Raw genomic sequence first — 15,800 nt, 5'->3', positions numbered from 1 at the left:
CCGGGGAGGTGTACCGGTGGAGAGGGGGGATCCCTGGCCAAGTCGCCCCTCCTGTTTGCAGGATTGAACGCGGTCTTCTAGGTTCAGAACGACACACCTGTGGAGTCAGAGAGACCCCCCCTTCGACTGCTCCCCCTGGGTACGGATCCCCGTCAACAGGGCTGTGCCTATTGGCTGGAGATTGGATCCCACCGTTTGCTTCTCGATTGCGGGTTGCCCGCTCCTGCCCTCTTTAAGGCTCTGCCAGGGATCCCGGATGCGGTAATCTGCAGCCATGCTCACTTTGACCATGTGCAAGGGCTACCTGCTTTTCATCGTCGTTACCCTCAGGTACCTCTCTACGCCACGCCGGTGACTGCTCATTTGGCCGCTGGTCTGTGGGAGTGTGGCGTTTGGCCAGGCTACGACCGGGACATTCGCTTTCCCCCCTTTCGGGCGCTGCCTTTGGGCCGGGCGCGAGAGATTTTGCCCCATCTGATGCTCACTTTCTTTGCGGCTGGGCATCTGCCGGGAGCGGCGGCAACCCTGCTGCAAAATACCCAAACCACTCCGGCCCAAGCCTGCGTGTACACGGGCGACTGTTCCCTGGCCTCAACTCGCTTTGCCCCCGGCTTGGATCTCATTGCTTTGCGCCACTGGCAGCCGGACGTGTTGCTCATCGAGGCTTCGCTGGGATCCACCCGCCATCCACCCCGTCGTCACCTGGAAAATCGCCTGGTGGAGCGGTTGCTCAGCGCCTTGGAAGCGGGGCAAACGGTGCTGTTTCCCCTGCCAGTGTTGGGGTTGGGGCAGGAGCTGATCTTTCTCCTCAAAGCCCACCACCGCTTTACCCAAGCCCCCCAAGAGCTCAAGATATGGGTGGCGCCGGGGCTGGCGGCAGGCTGCAATCTCTACGAGCGCTTGCTCACCTACCTGCCGGAGCCGGTGCGCAATTTCGCCACCTACCAGCCCTTGTTCTGGGAAGACCGCCTGCAGCCGCGGGTTCAGCCCCTTACCGAAGCGGATCCTCTGCCCCAAGGCTTGCTGCTGTGCGACGCCGATGCCGGGCCTGAGGCTTGGGATCCCATCTGGTCGAGATTGCTGGCCCAACCGCAGCGCTCCTGTCTGCTGGTGCGGCTGCCAGAGGTGGAACTGGCTACCCCGTTTGAGCGTTGGCCGGCGCCGCTGCGCTCCCGCATTGCCGTTGAATGGATAACCTGGCACAGCCACAACGATGTCGGGCATCTCACCCAGATCATCCACACCTTTCGCCCCCAGCATTTGGTCTTGGTTCACGCCGACCCCAAGCAGGCTCAGGATCTGGCGGATCTGCCGGAGCTGTGCAATCGCTACCATGTCCACTGCCCTCAGCCTGGGCATTGGCTGGAGTTGCCCGATGGGCACCTACAAACCCCAGTTAGGCTCGCGGAGCTGAAGGCCGGTTCCCCCGCCGAGATCAGGGATCCCCCTTTGCGCTATGAGGGGGAGGTGGAAGAAGTTTGGCAGGAGCAGGGGTCGCCGCGGACTTTGGCGGGGGTACAGGTGCGTCTGCCGCCCCAGATCACCCAGGATCCCCGTTGGCTGGCCTGGGCCGATACCGGCCTGGTGGAAGCCCGCTGGCAGGGATCCGAACTGGTGCTGCGCGGCCTTTCTCCACGGGAGCTGATCCGCCCGGCAGAGGCTGCTCCCTCTCCAGCAGGGATCGTGCCGCGTCCAAAACAGCCTTCTGTATCCAGTCATCACGGTGGCAAAAAGTGCCAAAATTGTCGCTTTGCCCGCCAGATCTTGACTTCCCAAGCCCAAGCCTTTCGCTGCGATCAGGAACGCTCTCCCCTCTACCGCCTCAGGGTGGATCCCCAGGGGAGCTGCCCCTACCATCAGCCGCAGGAGATCCGCTCTTCCGGTTAGCCGTCAAGCCAGGGAAGCCCAAAGGCTAGAATGGGGCAAGTCGCGGTGCCAACCATGCTTGAGCAAGATTCCTGGGCAAATCATCGCCGTGGGCCGGTCGGATCCCTGGAGCGCCCAGCCGAGGCCTTGGCTGCGGCCAGCCCGCCCGTAGTGCAGATGGTTGGGGTGAACAAAGTCTATCCACTGCCGGAGGGCAGTTTTCAGGCCCTCTACGATATCGACTTGGCGATCCAGCCGGGAGAGTATTGCGCCATTATGGGGCCCTCTGGATCCGGCAAATCCACCCTGATGAACCTCATCGGCTGCTTGGATCGGCCCAGCTCAGGGCGCTACTGGCTGGATGGGGTGGAAGTTTCCACCCTGACCGATCGCGATTTGGCCCACATTCGCAACCAAAAAATCGGCTTTGTCTTCCAGCAGTTCCATCTCCTGCCCGTCCTGACAGCGCTGGAGAACGTCATGCTGCCCTTGGCCTATGCTGGGATCCCGGAGCCGGAGCAACGCCGGCGGGCCAAGCAAGCCCTAGAACAAGTGGGCTTGGGGAGCAAACTGCAGCAACGTCCGGCCCAACTCTCCGGCGGCCAGCAGCAGCGGGTGGCGATTGCTCGTGCCATTGTCAACCGACCCCAACTGTTGCTGGCTGATGAGCCGACTGGGGCTCTGGATAGCCATACCGGCCAGGAAGTGCTGAACCTTTTTGCGGAGCTCCACCGGCAGGGCATCACCCTGGTCGTGGTCACCCATGACCTTGAAGTAGCCCAGGCCGCCCAGCGCATTATCCGGGTTGGGGATGGCCGTTTGCTGGATTGAGAGGGATCCGCCTGGGGGCAGTTGGGTTCAGGAGAGTTCCCAGTTGCGGTGAACTGGCGTGCCGGATGGATCCCTGGCCTCACTTTGGGTGAAGGTCGAAGGGAATGTCTTAAACGGGCATGGGATAACCCTATCTAGGATGGCCCAGCTTGGGCTACTCTAAACGCAACTGAGGGCTTGGGAAGAGGATCCGTCCATGAAACTGATCGAAGATATCATCCGGTTTTTGGAAACCCGCCTGGAAGAATTTCTCAGGGCCCACCCTGAGATCGAGCTGCAAGCCCTCGATGAGCAGTTGCGCCAGCAGGAATCCGATACCCTGCGGTTGTTGCAGGAAAGCCGCGCCCAAGAGGAAGCTCTCCAAAAAAGCATTCTCAACTTGGCTGAGGAGATCAAAACCTGGCACTTTCGCATTGAGAAGGCGCAGCGGGCCAATCGCCCCGATCTAGCCGAAGGAGCGCGACGCCGGGAAGCTGAGCTGTTGGAGAGGGGCAGCCAGCTATGGAGTCAAATGAAGGCCCAAAAGGAGAAAATCCAACAAATGGAAGCGCTGCTGCCGCAAATTCGCCAGCGCCGCCAAGAAGTGAAGGCTAAGCTGCAGGAGGTAAGAGCCGCGCAAGCCAAAGGCATCGACAACCCGGACCGGAATTTCAGCCCTTGGGGAAAACCTTTCGAGGCTTGGGATGAATTGGAAGAGCAATTTCGTCAGCTAGAGGTGGAAAACGAATTGAATGACACGAAGAGGAAGGTGCGGGAACAGCAGCGGCGGTAACAGCCTGACCCAAAATCTTGTTAGTTTGCTAATGTTGAATCCAGTCGCAACAGCCAAAATCGAGCTGGGCGGAACTTGTGATTTAAGCCCTTGGTCTCAAGAGCCATAGCCACATCATTTCCAGAACTTTCTCTGGCACCGACCGGGAAGAAAAGTCTCTCCTCTCCCCCAAGAGTGATACGCTATTGGGCATGAATGAGTTGTATCTGAATCACCCCACATTTGGTCTGCTCTACAGCCTGTGTCAGGTCGACGAAAATCAGGCTCTCTTCACCACTCTCTACGCCCAAAGGCTCTTTTTTCGGGTTTACTTCAGGCCGCCGGATAACAGCGGGGATCCTGCTGCCATGGAGGAGTTGGTCTTCGATCCGATTAGCCGTAATGAGGCTCGCCAGCTCATCGAAGAGCAAATGCGCCTGCTGCGCCGTGCTGCCCGCCAAGATGAGCTAGAACAATTGCAGTTGATCTACAAGCAAACCTTTTCCTGAAAGAGGGTTTTCTGAAGGTCTTGCAGGGCTCAGGACGAGGGTTTTGTTCCTCAGATAAGATAGCCACCTAAAACTGAGACAGAAAGCGCAGGTCGCTGGTATAAAACAGGCGGATATCCTGAATGCCGTGGAGGAGCATGGCCATCCGCTCAATGCCGATCCCTGCCGCAAATCCGGTGTAGCGCTCCGGGTCGTAGCCCACCGCTTGAAATACATTGGGATCCACCATGCCGCAGCCGAAGATTTCCAGCCATTTCGAGCCAAAGCGCACGTCCATCTCAGCAGAAGGCTCGGTAAAGGGAAAATAGCTGGGCCGAAAGCGGGTTTCTCGCTTGCCCAATAGGCGGGTGATGAACGTGTTGAGGGTGCCCTTCAGGTCGGAAAAGGTGAGGTTCTCGCCCACCGCCAAAATTTCCATCTGGTGAAACACAGCGGAGTGGGTGGCATCCACGGTATCGCGGCGCATCACCCGACCGGCATGCACAATGCGCAGCGGCGGCTGGTGTTGCTCCATGTAGCGCACCTGCACCGAGGAGGTTTGGGTACGCATCAGGTAGCCATTGGCCAGGTAGAGGGTATCCTGCATATCCCGCGCCGGATGGTCGGCAGGGGTGTTGAGGGCCTCGAAGTTGTAGTACTCCGTCTCGAGCTCAGGCCCATGCACCACGGTGTAGCCCATTCCCACAAAGATATCGAGCATGCGGTCGATGGTGGCCTGCAGCGGATGGATCCGCCCCAGAGGCCGACGGGGCCCGGGCATAGTGACATCCAGGCGCTCTGCTTCTAGGCGGGCCAGCAGTTGAGCTTCACCAAGGGCCTGTTTGCGCTGCTCCAGACTGGATTGGAGGGCCTCTTTAAAGGTGTTGGCCAAAGCGCCAATGGCAGGCCGTTCTTCTGGGGGCAGCTTCCCCATTCCCCCCAAGATTTTGGAGAGCTTACCTTTCTTGCCCAGGTAGTCGATGCGGATCTGTTCCAGAGCCTCCAGACCGTCAGCTTGTTCCACTTGGGCGAGGGCCTCGCTTTGCAGGGTGAGAAGCTGTTGGCGAAGCGTGTCTTTTTCGTCTTGCATGGGGCCGATTCCAAGGGCAGAAGGGATCCCTGGGGTTGTAAGGAATCCCTACAAAGGTATCACAGGAGGGAGCTCGGTCGCGCCTTTGCATCCGATGGGGTTGGTCGGCAGCAGGGGGAACCCTTTTGGGGAACTAGCTCTGAGGCGCCGAATCTGGCAACAGACACCCCAGAGCGTCACACCCTGCCGGTCCCTCTGCTGCCAAGGTAAAGTTGCGGCCGTAGCGGGCCAGGGCCGCGAAGAAGTTATCTGTCCGCCGTCTCTTTTTGACCTCGGCCACCAGTCGTTCGTAGGTGGGCTTGTCGATTTTCTCAAAAGGCAGGCGGGGGAAGGGGGCATCGAAGCGGGCCAGCAGCGCTGCGCTGATGTAGCCCTCGTCGTCGCGGATGGCTTCGTAGATACGGGATCCCAGAGCTTCCACCTCGTCCTCCCGCAGCTCGATGGTGGCGGAGGTGTTGTGGGTGGTGTAGTACTTCTGAACCTGCATATAGAAGTCAAACTGGGCCAGGGCCGAGAATTGCTCGATCTCGATCTGGCCAGCACCGGGCAGGTTGGCCCATTCTACTTCCACAGGCAGTTCCACCAGCCATTCGGTACAGCGGGGATCAAAGGGGTCGTTGAGCAAGTTCCCGTTTTCATCTTTGTCCGCCTGAGCAGGTACCACCGAGTAGCCATAGTCCAGACAGGCCAGCGCCACCGGGTCATTTTTGGCAAAGGTGATGCGGCGGATGTAGCGTTGGGCTTTGGGCGGGTGCCAGCCGGGAGAGGCGTTGGTGAGCAGCGACTTGGTGCCGGCGGGCTGAACCGTGGTGCAGCGGTTGGGGCGGCGCAGGCTGTGGCGGTCGCAGTAGTCCCAGACCACGCGGTGGACGATCTCCTTCCAGCGGCTGAGGTATTCCCGCTCCTGCTGCTTGAATTCCTTCCCGATGGGGGTATCGGGTCTCCCTTCCTGCCACCAGCGCAGCCATTCAACCCCAAAGGCTTTGACGCAAAAGTCGAACAGGCCTGTGAACGAGACGCCGACGATGGGATCCCATTCCCGCGAGCGCTGAAAGCGGGGTTCCACAAAGCGGTGGTGGAGTAGGGCTGCCACCGTGAGGGCTCCCGCCGTGAAGGCTTCCTCTTGCTCTTGCCGGTTGTGGGGATCCAAACGGTTGAGGTGGATCTCGGCCAAGTTGCAATGGAATGTGTGGCCAATAATCTCGCCACAGTTGTGGACAACAAACCCATTGGCATCAAAGCACGCTGGGCCGGGGACAGTACAGTCATACACCGGCTCTACCCCGTCTGCCTCAAGGGCAGCAACCGTCACAGCAAACCGCTCTCGGTTGAGCTGGCGCTTGTAGCCATTCAGCAGTGCCTCTAGCTTTTGGGCTTTGTGCGGTTCCCGAAAGCCGACCCATTCCTGGAACAGATGCAAGTTGTCGTTGGCAATAACCAATTCGTGCTGGGCTTTGCAAGCGTATGGTGCAGGTTGGCGAGCACTGTTCGGCAGCAGGCGATATCCAGCAGGACGGCGATTCTCATACAAAACTGCAATGATGCCCAGCCGCGCCAGCATGCGCTGAACCGCTTTGAGGGTACCCAGATGGCTTTGAGAGAGCCGCACGCTAACCCCTTTCTCCTGATTACCTTGCACGCTGCCATCCGCATCAAAGAGCCCGCACAAGAAGCCTCGATGAAACTGGAAGCTGGTGGCTTCGAGCGCCTCTGTCATCTGCTTTTGTCCGGGCCTCATGCCGAACTGGGCCGCCAGTTTTGCCAACCCCCTGGAGCCGATAACCCGCAACCCAAGCTGCGCATAGTGATATGCCTCTGGCTGGCGGGGCTCGTAACCCACTGCCGTTTGCAAAAGCTGAATCGCATACTGGCTCATTTCGGCTTGGGTATCTTGCCAATAGCGTAATAAAGCCGTGTCGTTCCACGGGGTTGCCGTAAGGCCACCGTCACCCAGCAAATTCCCCAAAAGCCAGCCTTCTTCCCAGGTACCCGCCCCATCCCACGAGGTGAGATCGCGATGGTTGTGCAGCAGGATGCGGTCGCCCGGTTGTAGGCTTTCTGCCGGTACCCACTCGGTGTATTGTGCCTTTTGGGTTTGAGCGGTGACTTTGAGAACCCGATGGTTGCCTGTCAGCCGCAGAGAGAACCCTTCCTTGGTCAAAAGCTTCAGCACAGGCTTGGTACCGGAGTAGAAGAACCCCTCCGGTGTGGTACTGAATAGTTCTCCATTGACATAGGTGCTGTGCTGCTTCCCAATCAGGTCTCTCACCTGGCGCGGCCCATCGCCCGTGTGCACCCAGGTATCGGCTGTCACGCAGGGATTCAGCCCATAGCGCCACAGGCGATCCTGAAGCTCCTCTTCCCCTAGGGAGGGATCCCGTCCCTTTAGCCATTCTCGGGCCGTTCCTGCCTCATAGGCTTTGAGAAAGTCGGGTTTTAGGTCGGGTGGGATAAGGTCGCAATTGGCCCGTGCTACGGCTTCCCCGGCCCACTGGATGGCGCCCTCACCGGAGTAAAACTGCTTCCGCACGGCCTCAACACATTCTTCCCGCGTCGGCTTGCGGTGAAACACCCGCGTGTGGTTGGCCATGCGCAGGGCATCTCGCTCGGGATCAATTCTCCAGTTGCCGTTTTCGTCCTGCTGCCAGAGGTTGTCTTTGGCGGTGGATCCCAGCTGGTCGTCGGCAGCAAACTGACGAATGCCAGCGCTACGACGAATGTTTCCCGCCACCACCACCACCGCCGCCTCGTCGATGAGCAGGCAGCATTCCACGGAGTTCAACTGCCGCCCTACTGCCCTGTTGAGGATGGCGGCACAGCGCTCGTACAAGCCGGGCAGCTTAATGGGGTTGGCCACGCCCCCAAACCCTTTCAGCCGCTCCCCAGCCGGGCGGACATCGCTCAAGTCCACTGTCACTTCCACTTGGCCCCCAAAGCTGGGATCCGACGCCAGCTCCAGCAGCGCTTGGTAGGACTCCACCCAGCCGCGGCGGCTGTCCCCCACCTGGATGTGCACCTGGGATCCCTGCCGGTGGATGCGGGTGTGTTCCTGCCGCTCTTCGGGAGGGGTGGCGCCGATGGATCCCTTCACGTGAACCCGCAGGCGGTTGACAATGGGGGGCAACTGGCGGATGAACTGGGGTTCCAGCACCGCTCCCGTGCCGCAGCCCATCATGGCCAGATCCATCATCAGGCCAAAGGCCCGCCAGTCCACCACCGCCAAACTGGTGCAGTTGTAGGCACCGGAGAAGTTTTCCGGCTTCTGGATCCAGTCGGTGCCCATCACCCACAAGGCTCGACCGGAGATCAACGCCTTCAACTGCCGCTGCAGACGTTCTACCAACTGCCGCTCCTGAGGGGTGAAGCGCCCCAACCGGGCAATATCGGCCAAGGTGCGATCGCAAACCTCACTCCAAGTCTCGCGGCTGCCATCTGGGCGGCGACGGCTGTAGGTGCGGTAGAACACCGGGCTGGCCGCCGGGGCTGTGGCCGGAAACTCGCCCAGAGGCAGGGATCCCGTCGTTTCAGCGGGATCAAGTCCCTGCACTTCTTCGCTCTGTTCGCCTGAGTGGGACGAAGTCCACACCATAGCCACACCCCTCCTGCAAAGCTCCCCTGCTAAAGCTCGGTCGTTCCAACTTTTGAGTGCTGGTTGGCCCCGCCGACCCAATGCCCAACCACGTTATCACAATCTTCGGGGGTCTGGTGTTGTAGGTAGTGTTGTGCTCTGAGAAGATCTTTAAGAGCCTCTAGGGATAGGGCAGGCCCGCTGTCTGCCGGGGGAGCCGCAAGGGAACGGAAGGCCCGGCAGAAGGGCTACAGTGGAGGAGAGGGATCCCAAGTTAAGGGGCTGCTTGTCGTCTTCAACAGCACCTTCCTGGGCCTTCTCCCCAGTGAGAGCTGTGTAAGGAGTTGTATCGTCATGACCAGTCGCCTGCGCATCGGTAGCTTGTGGGGGATCCCCTTTTTCATCGACTACACCTGGTTCCCGGCGGCCCTCCTGCTGGTGCTCTCCTACGGGGTGTTGACGGCGATGGGGTTGTTTCTTTCTCTGCTGGCCCATGAGTTGGCCCACAGCTTGGTGGCCCGCGCCTATGGAGTACGGGTTAACTCCATCACCCTGTTTATTTTTGGGGGTATGGCGGCGATTGAGCGGGAAGTTCCCCGCCCCCTTGGGGCTTTTTGCGTGGCGGTGGCAGGCCCTCTCCTCAGCTTGGGTCTGTTTGTTTTCTTCAGCGTGGCCCGGGCTTGGGCTGTGCCGGAGTCGATGCTGGCCTCAACCCTTGCCAGCTTGGCTGCCATCAACCTGACGATTGCCCTGTTTAACCTGCTGCCGGGCTTGCCTCTGGATGGGGGGCAAATGCTCAAGGCGGCCATCTGGGGTTGGACAGGGGATCGGCAAAAGGGTATGCTGTGGGCGGCCCGAGCCGGCCAGGGGGTGGGCTGGGGTTTGGTGGGGCTAGGTCTGCTGGTGGTATTTTGGGGGAGCCTCAACGGCCTCTGGGTGGGGTTGATCGGCCTGTTTATTTTGAACACCGCCCGCCGCTACAGCCAGTACGCGCAACTGCAGCAGGTGCTGGCCCGCCTGAAAGCTGCAGATGTGATGACCCGCCAGTTTCGGGTTTTGGACGCGAACATGAGCCTGCGGGAGTTTGTGGATCGCTATCTGGTGCCTTCTTCTCTCAGGCCGGAAGCTCCAACTCAGCCAGCGGAGGTTTATTTTGCCGAGGAAGATGGCCGTTATCGCGGGTTGGTCAGGCCAGAACTGCTCAACGACATCGAGCGCAGCCAGTGGGATCGCCTCACCCTCAAGGCTATTCTCAAGCCGATGGAGCAACTGCAGGGGGTACGAGAAGAGACCCCCATTCCCCAGGTGATTCAGATGATGCGCCAGGCGGAACCCCGCCGCATTTTGGTTTTCACGCCCACCGGCGCCATTGCTGGCTTGATCGACCGGGGGGATGTGGTGGCCATGGCTGCCCGGCAGTTGGGGGTCGTGCTGCCCCAAGAGGTGGTGCAGCGGGTGCGCGATAGCGAAGAATGGCCCCCTGGATTTCAGGTGGAGGACAATCTGGCCGGAGAGGGATCCCCCAGTCTGGCTTGGCAGGGATCCCCGGATTTCCATCAAGAGCCTTAGTTGGGGAGATGGGTGGACAGGGGGCGGCCCAAGGCGCCTAGGTTCTTCCTCTTCCACAAAAGGTTCCCCAAAAGGGGCGGAGCGTTTTGCCTCCGCAAGCCGGGGAGAGAAGACCAAGAAAAGTAGTCTCAGATACTATTTCCGGGAGACCCTCTCCATCTACAATTAAGACTGTTCTCCATCAATTAAGAATTTTGAACCGCTTTCCTCGTCTCTTGCCCGCCTACACCCACCGACTGAGCAACGGGCTAGGCGTTATCGTTCATCCCATCCCAATTGCCGATTCTGTAACCGTTGACGTCTGGGTACGGACAGGTGGACGCCATGAGCCGCCGGAGTGGCTGGGCCTATCCCATTTTTTGGAACACATGGTGTTTAAGGGCAGCGAGCGGCTGGCCCCTGGTGAGCTGGATTGGGCCGTGGAAGGACGGGGCGGAGTTACCAATGCTGCCACCGGCCAAGACTACACCCATTACTACATTACGGTGGCTGCTGCTGACCTAGCGGATACCTTGCCCTACTTGGCAGAGGTGGTTTTGCGGGCCGGGATCCCGGATCCAGAGTTTGAGCGGGAGCGGCAGGTGGTTCTGGAGGAAATTCGCCGCGCCGCCGACAACCCTGATTACACGGCCTATCAGCTTTTGATGCAGACTGCCTATGGGGAGCATCCCTATGGACGACCGGTGTTGGGCACACCGGAAAGCTTGATGCAACTGACCCCTGAGGTGATGCGCGCTTACCACCGCGCTTGGTATCGGCCTGAATCCATGACGGTGGTGGTGACGGGTGGCATCGATCCCGAGCGGGCGTTGGCCTTGGTGGAGGAGCAGTTTGGCAGCTCTGCCGCCGGGCCAGCACCGGCCAGCCCCCCCATCCCGCCCCAGCCTCGTCCCCAAGGGATCCTGCGCCGGGAGAGCGACCATGCCCGCTTGGAGCAAGCCCGTCTGAAATTGGCCTGGCCTACCGTTGGCATTGACGATTGGCAGCAAGCCTGTGGCCTGGAGATGTTGGCTTCTCTGCTGGGAGATGGCCGTACTTCGCGGCTGGTGCATCTGCTGCGGGAACAGCGGGGCTGGGTGAGGGCCATTGGCTGTTCTTCGCTGGTGTTGAAGGAGGGGGGACTGTTTTGTATCGGCGCTCAGCTGGAGCCGAAGGATGTGGCGCGGGTGGAGGCGACGATCCTGCACGAGATTGAAAAGCTGCAGCAGGATGGCATCGGCCAAGCGGAGTTGGATCGCACCCGGCGTATGCTCACCCATGAGTTCCTGTTCTCCGCCGAGTCCCCCAGCCAATTGGCGGGCATCTATGGCTACTACGAGACGTTGGGCGGGGTGCAACGCATTCAAGAGTACCTGGAGCTGGTGCAATCTTTTACCCCGGCTCAGATCCGGGAATTGGCCCAGCAGTACTTGTCTTTGGAGGCCTATGTGGTCACCGTTCTCAAGCCGACTGCCCTGGGTACAGCGGCGGCTTCGGAGCTGCAACTGGCTTGCCGTTAAGCGCCGCCTTGGCGCTCCGGACTCTTGATTTTCGGATTTTGGACGGGATCCCTTGCCTGCATGAACTCTGCTCTGCTTGCCACCCAACGTGGCCGTTTACAGCGCGTCCTTTTGGCCAATGGCATCACGCTGTTGCTGGGCCAGAACCCAACGGTGGAGATCTTGGCTGCCCACTGTTTTTTCCGCGGTGGTAGCCGGGCAGAGCGGCCGCAACAGGCGGGGGTGAGCCACTTGATGGCGGCTGTCCTCACCAAAGGCACGCATCGGCGCAACTCCCAGGCCATTGCTGCTGCGGTGGAATCGCTGGGAGCCTCGCTATCGGTGGACAGTTCTGCCGACTATTTCGAGGTGAGCCTGCGCTGTGTGGCTGCCGATTTCCCGGAGTTGCTGGATTTGCTTGCGGAGACGCTGCGGGATCCCAGTTTTCCTGAAGAGGAGGTGGCGCGAGAGCAGGGGTTGATGCTGCAGGCCATCCGCGCCCAACAGGAACGGCCCTTCAGCTTGGCTTTCGAGCAGGTGCAACAAGCCCTCTATGGGGATCATCCCTACGCTCTGCCGGGGTTGGGACGGCTGGAAACGGTGGGATCCCTGACCCGCGAGGATTTGGTAGCCTATCACGCGGCCTACTGTCGTCCCAATGGAATGGTGATGGTGGTGATCGGCCCAGAGCCGCCGGAGCAGATGGCTGCCCAGGTGGAAGCGGCTTTGGGAGACTGGGTTGTTCCCGGCCCCTCTCCAGAGGATCGGGATGTTCCCCTGCCCCCTCTGAGGGATCCCCAACTGCTGAGGTTGCCCCAGCCCACTCAGCAGACAACAATCTTGATTGGGTTTCGCGGATCCCCTGCTGCTTCTGCGGATTATCCGGCCCTGAAACTGTTGGCCACCTACTTGGGCAGCGGTCTATCCAGCCGTCTGTTTGTGGAACTGCGGGAGCGCTGTGGCCTGGCCTATGAGGTCTCGGCTTTTTTTGCCACCCGCCGGGATCCCGCCCCTTTTGGGGTTTACATGGGCACTGCAGCAGAGAACACCCAGGTGGCTCTGGAACGCCTACAAGCAGAAATCCACCGTCTGCAGGCCAATCCGCTCGACCTGGCAGAGGTGGAAATGGCGCAGCGCAAACTTCTGGGCCAGTATGCCCTCAGCAAACAAACCAATGCCCAGGTGGCTCAACTGGCGGGCTGGTACGAGATTTTGGGCTTGGGCATGGAGTTTGACCGGCAGTATTTGCAGGGGGTCAGGCAGCTCACCCCAGAGCAGCTCCACCAAGCCGCAAAGACCTACCTGACCCCCCCGGCCATTGCTCTGGTGGGGCCGGAAGCCGCCTTGGCAGAGGTTGAGCTGGTGTTTTAAGCTGAGCAAACCATGAGGAAAACTAAGATCTGGCAAACATGGCCATTTCGATTCAAACGGGGACATTGCGCCCACACCTCAATAAAACACCTAAATAAAAAATGTTGAAAATGTTGAATGCGCAGTGCCGGAAAGCTTTTTTTAGGAGCCCATGTGTCTCACCCTGGCCTGAAGTAACCATAACTCTGGATTGAGGTCACGATTGTGGGTCAATCTCGAGATGTCCAAGAAAACGATGGGGATCGTTTCTGAATAGCAGCCCTCTGAGAAAACTGGCGTTTTTCCTTTCTTTATCTTGCTTGAGCTTTTTGTGGCTGGTAGGCACAGCAGATCATCTGCAGGGGATACCCAAAAAGAGGGATCCGTGCCGCTTGGGCGGCTGGAAAAGCGGTTTTCCTTTGCGTTTTGCTCCTACTGGCGTCCCTTTCGGCGGCCCCTGCGTACCCACCACGGACTGTGGTCCGTGCGCGAAGGGATCCTGATCCGACTTACAGATCGGGAGACAGGCTGTCAGGGATATGGGGAAATTGCTCCCATCCCTTGGTTTGGCAGCGAAACCCTGGAGCAGGCTCTGGCGTTTTGTCGGCAGCTGCCCCCTCTTTTGTCGGAGGCGTATATTTTGGGGATCCCAGAAGCACTGCCGGCCTGCCGGTTTGGGTTGGAAGGCGCTTGGCTGGCCTGTCGGGATCCCGATTGGTTGAACAAGGATCTCTCTCTACTCTCTTTCTGTGAACTTTTGGGGGAGACCCTGCCGCCGGAATCTTACAAGGACTCCTACAAGGACTCCGTCCCACTCACGCGGTCGGTGTACAAGCTCAAGGTGGGGAGGGATCCCATGCAGCAGGAGTTGGAGAAGCTGGAGCAATGGCTGGAGCGCTTGCCGCCGGGATCCCGTCTGCGTTTGGATGCCAATGGGGGATTATCGCTTGCGGAGGCCCACCGGTGGCTGATGGTTTGTGATCGGCTTAACCAGGACTCGCCGGGCAAGATCGAGTTTTTGGAGCAGCCTCTGCCGCCGGATCAGCACTCCCATCTGGTGGAGCTCAGCCGCCAGTACCAGACCCCCATTGCTTTGGATGAATCGGTGGCCTGTTTGGAACAGTTGCAAGCCGTCCATCGCTCAGGATGGACAGGGATCCTGGTGGTGAAGCCATCTTTGGTGGGCTCCTGCATCGCGCTGCGGGAGTATCTCAGCCGACATCCCGGCCTGGATCTGGTTTTTTCTTCTGCGCTGGAGACTGCCATCGGCGCTTGGCATGGACTGGCCTGGGCGGGATCCCTGCAAGCCAAAACCGCCTCTCCCCGGGCCGTGGGATGGGGGGTAGGGGAGTTTTTCCAGGAAGGGGATCCCCTGACCTTGACCCAGCTCTCAGCCCAGGAGCGGGCTGCCCTCATGCAGGCGGTGTGGGAGCGCTACAGCCGGCCCTAGACTGCGGCGGCCTGTTGTTTGGCGTATTCCTGCCGCAGATAGGCCTGGATAAAATGCATCAGCTCCTCCGGCTCGCCGTTCATAAAGGCCTCGACATTGTAGGTTTCGGCGTTGGTGCGGTGATCCTTGATCAACTTGTAAGGATCGAAGGTGTAGGTGCGAATACGCCCCCCAAAGCCCTGAGTCACCATCTCGCCGCGAATCTCGGCCAGCTTTTGTCTGCGTTTTTCTTCTTCCATCTCGATCAGCTTGGCCTTCAAGATCTGGATGGCCCGCTCTTTGTTTTGCAGTTGGGAGCGCTCCTCGGTGCAGCGCACGGCAATGCCGGTGGGCTTGTGGATCACCCGCACCGCTGTTTCCACTTTGTTCACGTTTTGGCCACCTGCTCCACCCGAGCGGGAGGTCTCGAACTCCAGATCTTCCATCTTCAGCTCATACTCGCTTTCCTCTTCCAGGATCGGCATCACCTCTACGCCGGCGAAGCTGGTTTGCCGTTTGCCGTTGGCGTTGAAGGGGCTGATGCGCTCCATCCGGTGGTTACCCTTCTCGGCAGAGAGATAACCATAGGCGTAGGGGCCTTCGATCAGCAGGGTGGCGGACTTGATGCCGGCTTCGGCACCTTCGGAGTATTCCGAGAGGCTGACCTTGTAGCCCTGGTTTTCGGCCCAGCGGGTGTACATTTTCAGGAGCATTTCCGCCCAGTCCTGGGCGTCGGTTCCCCCTGCGCCGGCGGTGATGGCGAGGATGGCACCGTTTTTGTCGTAGGGGCCGGAGAGCAGTTGCTGTAGCTCCCACTGGCCCAACTCCCGCTCCACCGCTGCCAGGGATCCCGCTGTCTCGGCTAAGAGTTCCGGATCGGGCTCTTCTTGGAGCAGCTCAAGGGCGCTGGCGGCATCTTCCAGGCGATCCTTCCAGCGGTGCACCTGATCCCAGGAGGCCTTGAGGCTGTTGAGCTTTTGCAGGTGGCGGCGGGCTGCCTCTACATCATTCCAAAACTGCGGCTGCGAGGCTTCTTGCTCTAGGATGGCAATCTGTTGCTCCAAGTGGGGCAGGTCAAAGATAGTCCTGAGCGTTGCTCAGGCGCAAGGTGAGCGATTCTAGGGTGCGTCTTAGATCGGCAAGTTCCATAGAGAGCAGCAAGCTGTTTGCGCGTCGGATCCCATCCTAACCTGTGGGCCGGCAACTCAATCAAGGGATATAGCCCTTCTGCGGGCTTGCCGGAACACTGTTGCCGTGCAGCGCCGGTGAACCGGGTTCCTAGGAGTCCTTTCGGGGTAGAGCGTTTGGCTGTTGATCCCGCGCAGGCGGCTGGCGAAAGGGCTACGGGATCGACGGGTCGGCTTTGGTCGATTGCGTCAG

11 protein-coding genes are annotated in these 15,800 nt (G+C 59.8%); 8 read left to right on the top strand and 3 right to left on the bottom strand.

Going from position 1 to position 15,800, the window contains the following annotated elements; genetic code table 11:
- The first annotated feature begins 99 nt into the window (after positions 1-99).
- The 4 genes from CYB_RS03505 (at position 100) to CYB_RS03490 (ending at position 3,957) form a co-directional block, all read left to right on the top strand.
- A complete protein-coding gene (locus CYB_RS03505; RefSeq protein ID WP_011432380.1) occupies positions 100-1,887 on the top strand; it encodes an MBL fold metallo-hydrolase in 1,788 nt (595 codons plus the stop codon).
- Positions 1,888-1,941: 54 nt separating this feature from the next.
- Positions 1,942-2,697, top strand: coding sequence for an ABC transporter ATP-binding protein (locus tag CYB_RS03500; protein WP_011432379.1), 756 nt, complete (start codon positions 1,942-1,944; stop codon positions 2,695-2,697).
- 196 nt (positions 2,698-2,893) lie between these two features.
- Positions 2,894-3,469, top strand: coding sequence for a TIGR04376 family protein (locus CYB_RS03495; RefSeq protein WP_011432378.1), 576 nt, complete (start codon positions 2,894-2,896; stop codon positions 3,467-3,469).
- Between the two features lie 191 nt (positions 3,470-3,660).
- Positions 3,661-3,957, top strand: coding sequence for a PipX family protein (locus tag CYB_RS03490; RefSeq protein ID WP_011432377.1), 297 nt, complete (start codon positions 3,661-3,663; stop codon positions 3,955-3,957).
- A 67-nt stretch (positions 3,958-4,024) separates the two neighbouring features.
- Here the strand turns inward: CYB_RS03490 and pheS are convergent, their stop codons facing one another.
- Together pheS and nrdJ are read right to left on the bottom strand one after the other, a co-directional pair.
- Positions 4,025-5,026 carry a phenylalanine--tRNA ligase subunit alpha gene (gene pheS / locus CYB_RS03485; protein ID WP_011432376.1) on the bottom strand — a complete coding sequence of 334 codons (1,002 nt, stop codon included), beginning with the start codon at positions 5,024-5,026 and terminating at the stop codon, positions 4,025-4,027.
- 133 nt (positions 5,027-5,159) lie between these two features.
- Entirely contained in the window at positions 5,160-8,615 is a 3,456-nt protein-coding gene (gene nrdJ / locus CYB_RS03480; protein ID WP_083757632.1) for a ribonucleoside-triphosphate reductase, adenosylcobalamin-dependent, read from the bottom strand.
- A gap of 333 nt (positions 8,616-8,948) precedes the next feature.
- On the opposite strand from nrdJ, the gene CYB_RS03475 reads away from it, so the two are divergent.
- From CYB_RS03475 to CYB_RS03460, 4 genes are all read left to right on the top strand, one after another.
- A complete protein-coding gene (locus CYB_RS03475; RefSeq protein ID WP_011432374.1) occupies positions 8,949-10,163 on the top strand; it encodes a site-2 protease family protein in 1,215 nt (404 codons plus the stop codon).
- A 194-nt stretch (positions 10,164-10,357) separates the two neighbouring features.
- Positions 10,358-11,662, top strand: a complete 1,305-nt coding sequence (locus CYB_RS03470) for a M16 family metallopeptidase (protein ID WP_011432373.1) — start codon at positions 10,358-10,360, stop codon at positions 11,660-11,662.
- Between the two features lie 60 nt (positions 11,663-11,722).
- Positions 11,723-13,012, top strand: a complete 1,290-nt coding sequence (locus tag CYB_RS03465) for a M16 family metallopeptidase (protein ID WP_011432372.1) — start codon at positions 11,723-11,725, stop codon at positions 13,010-13,012.
- A gap of 364 nt (positions 13,013-13,376) precedes the next feature.
- Positions 13,377-14,441 (top strand): o-succinylbenzoate synthase, encoded by a 1,065-nt coding sequence (locus tag CYB_RS03460; protein ID WP_011432371.1) that lies wholly within the window; start codon positions 13,377-13,379, stop codon positions 14,439-14,441.
- Here the strand turns inward: CYB_RS03460 and prfB are convergent.
- A protein-coding gene (gene prfB, locus CYB_RS03455) for a peptide chain release factor 2 (RefSeq protein ID WP_148202692.1) occupies positions 14,438-15,569 on the bottom strand; the annotation gives its coding sequence in 2 pieces (ribosomal slippage) (positions 14,438-15,496 and positions 15,498-15,569; 1,131 coding nt in all). The genes CYB_RS03460 and prfB overlap by 4 nt on opposite strands.
- Positions 15,570-15,800 lie beyond the last annotated feature (231 nt).

Source organism: Synechococcus sp. JA-2-3B'a(2-13) (genome assembly GCF_000013225.1).
GTDB lineage: Bacteria > Cyanobacteriota > Cyanobacteriia > Thermostichales > Thermostichaceae > Thermostichus.
Note: the sequence above shows the minus strand (reverse complement) of the source record. Positions and strands in the feature narration are given on the sequence as shown.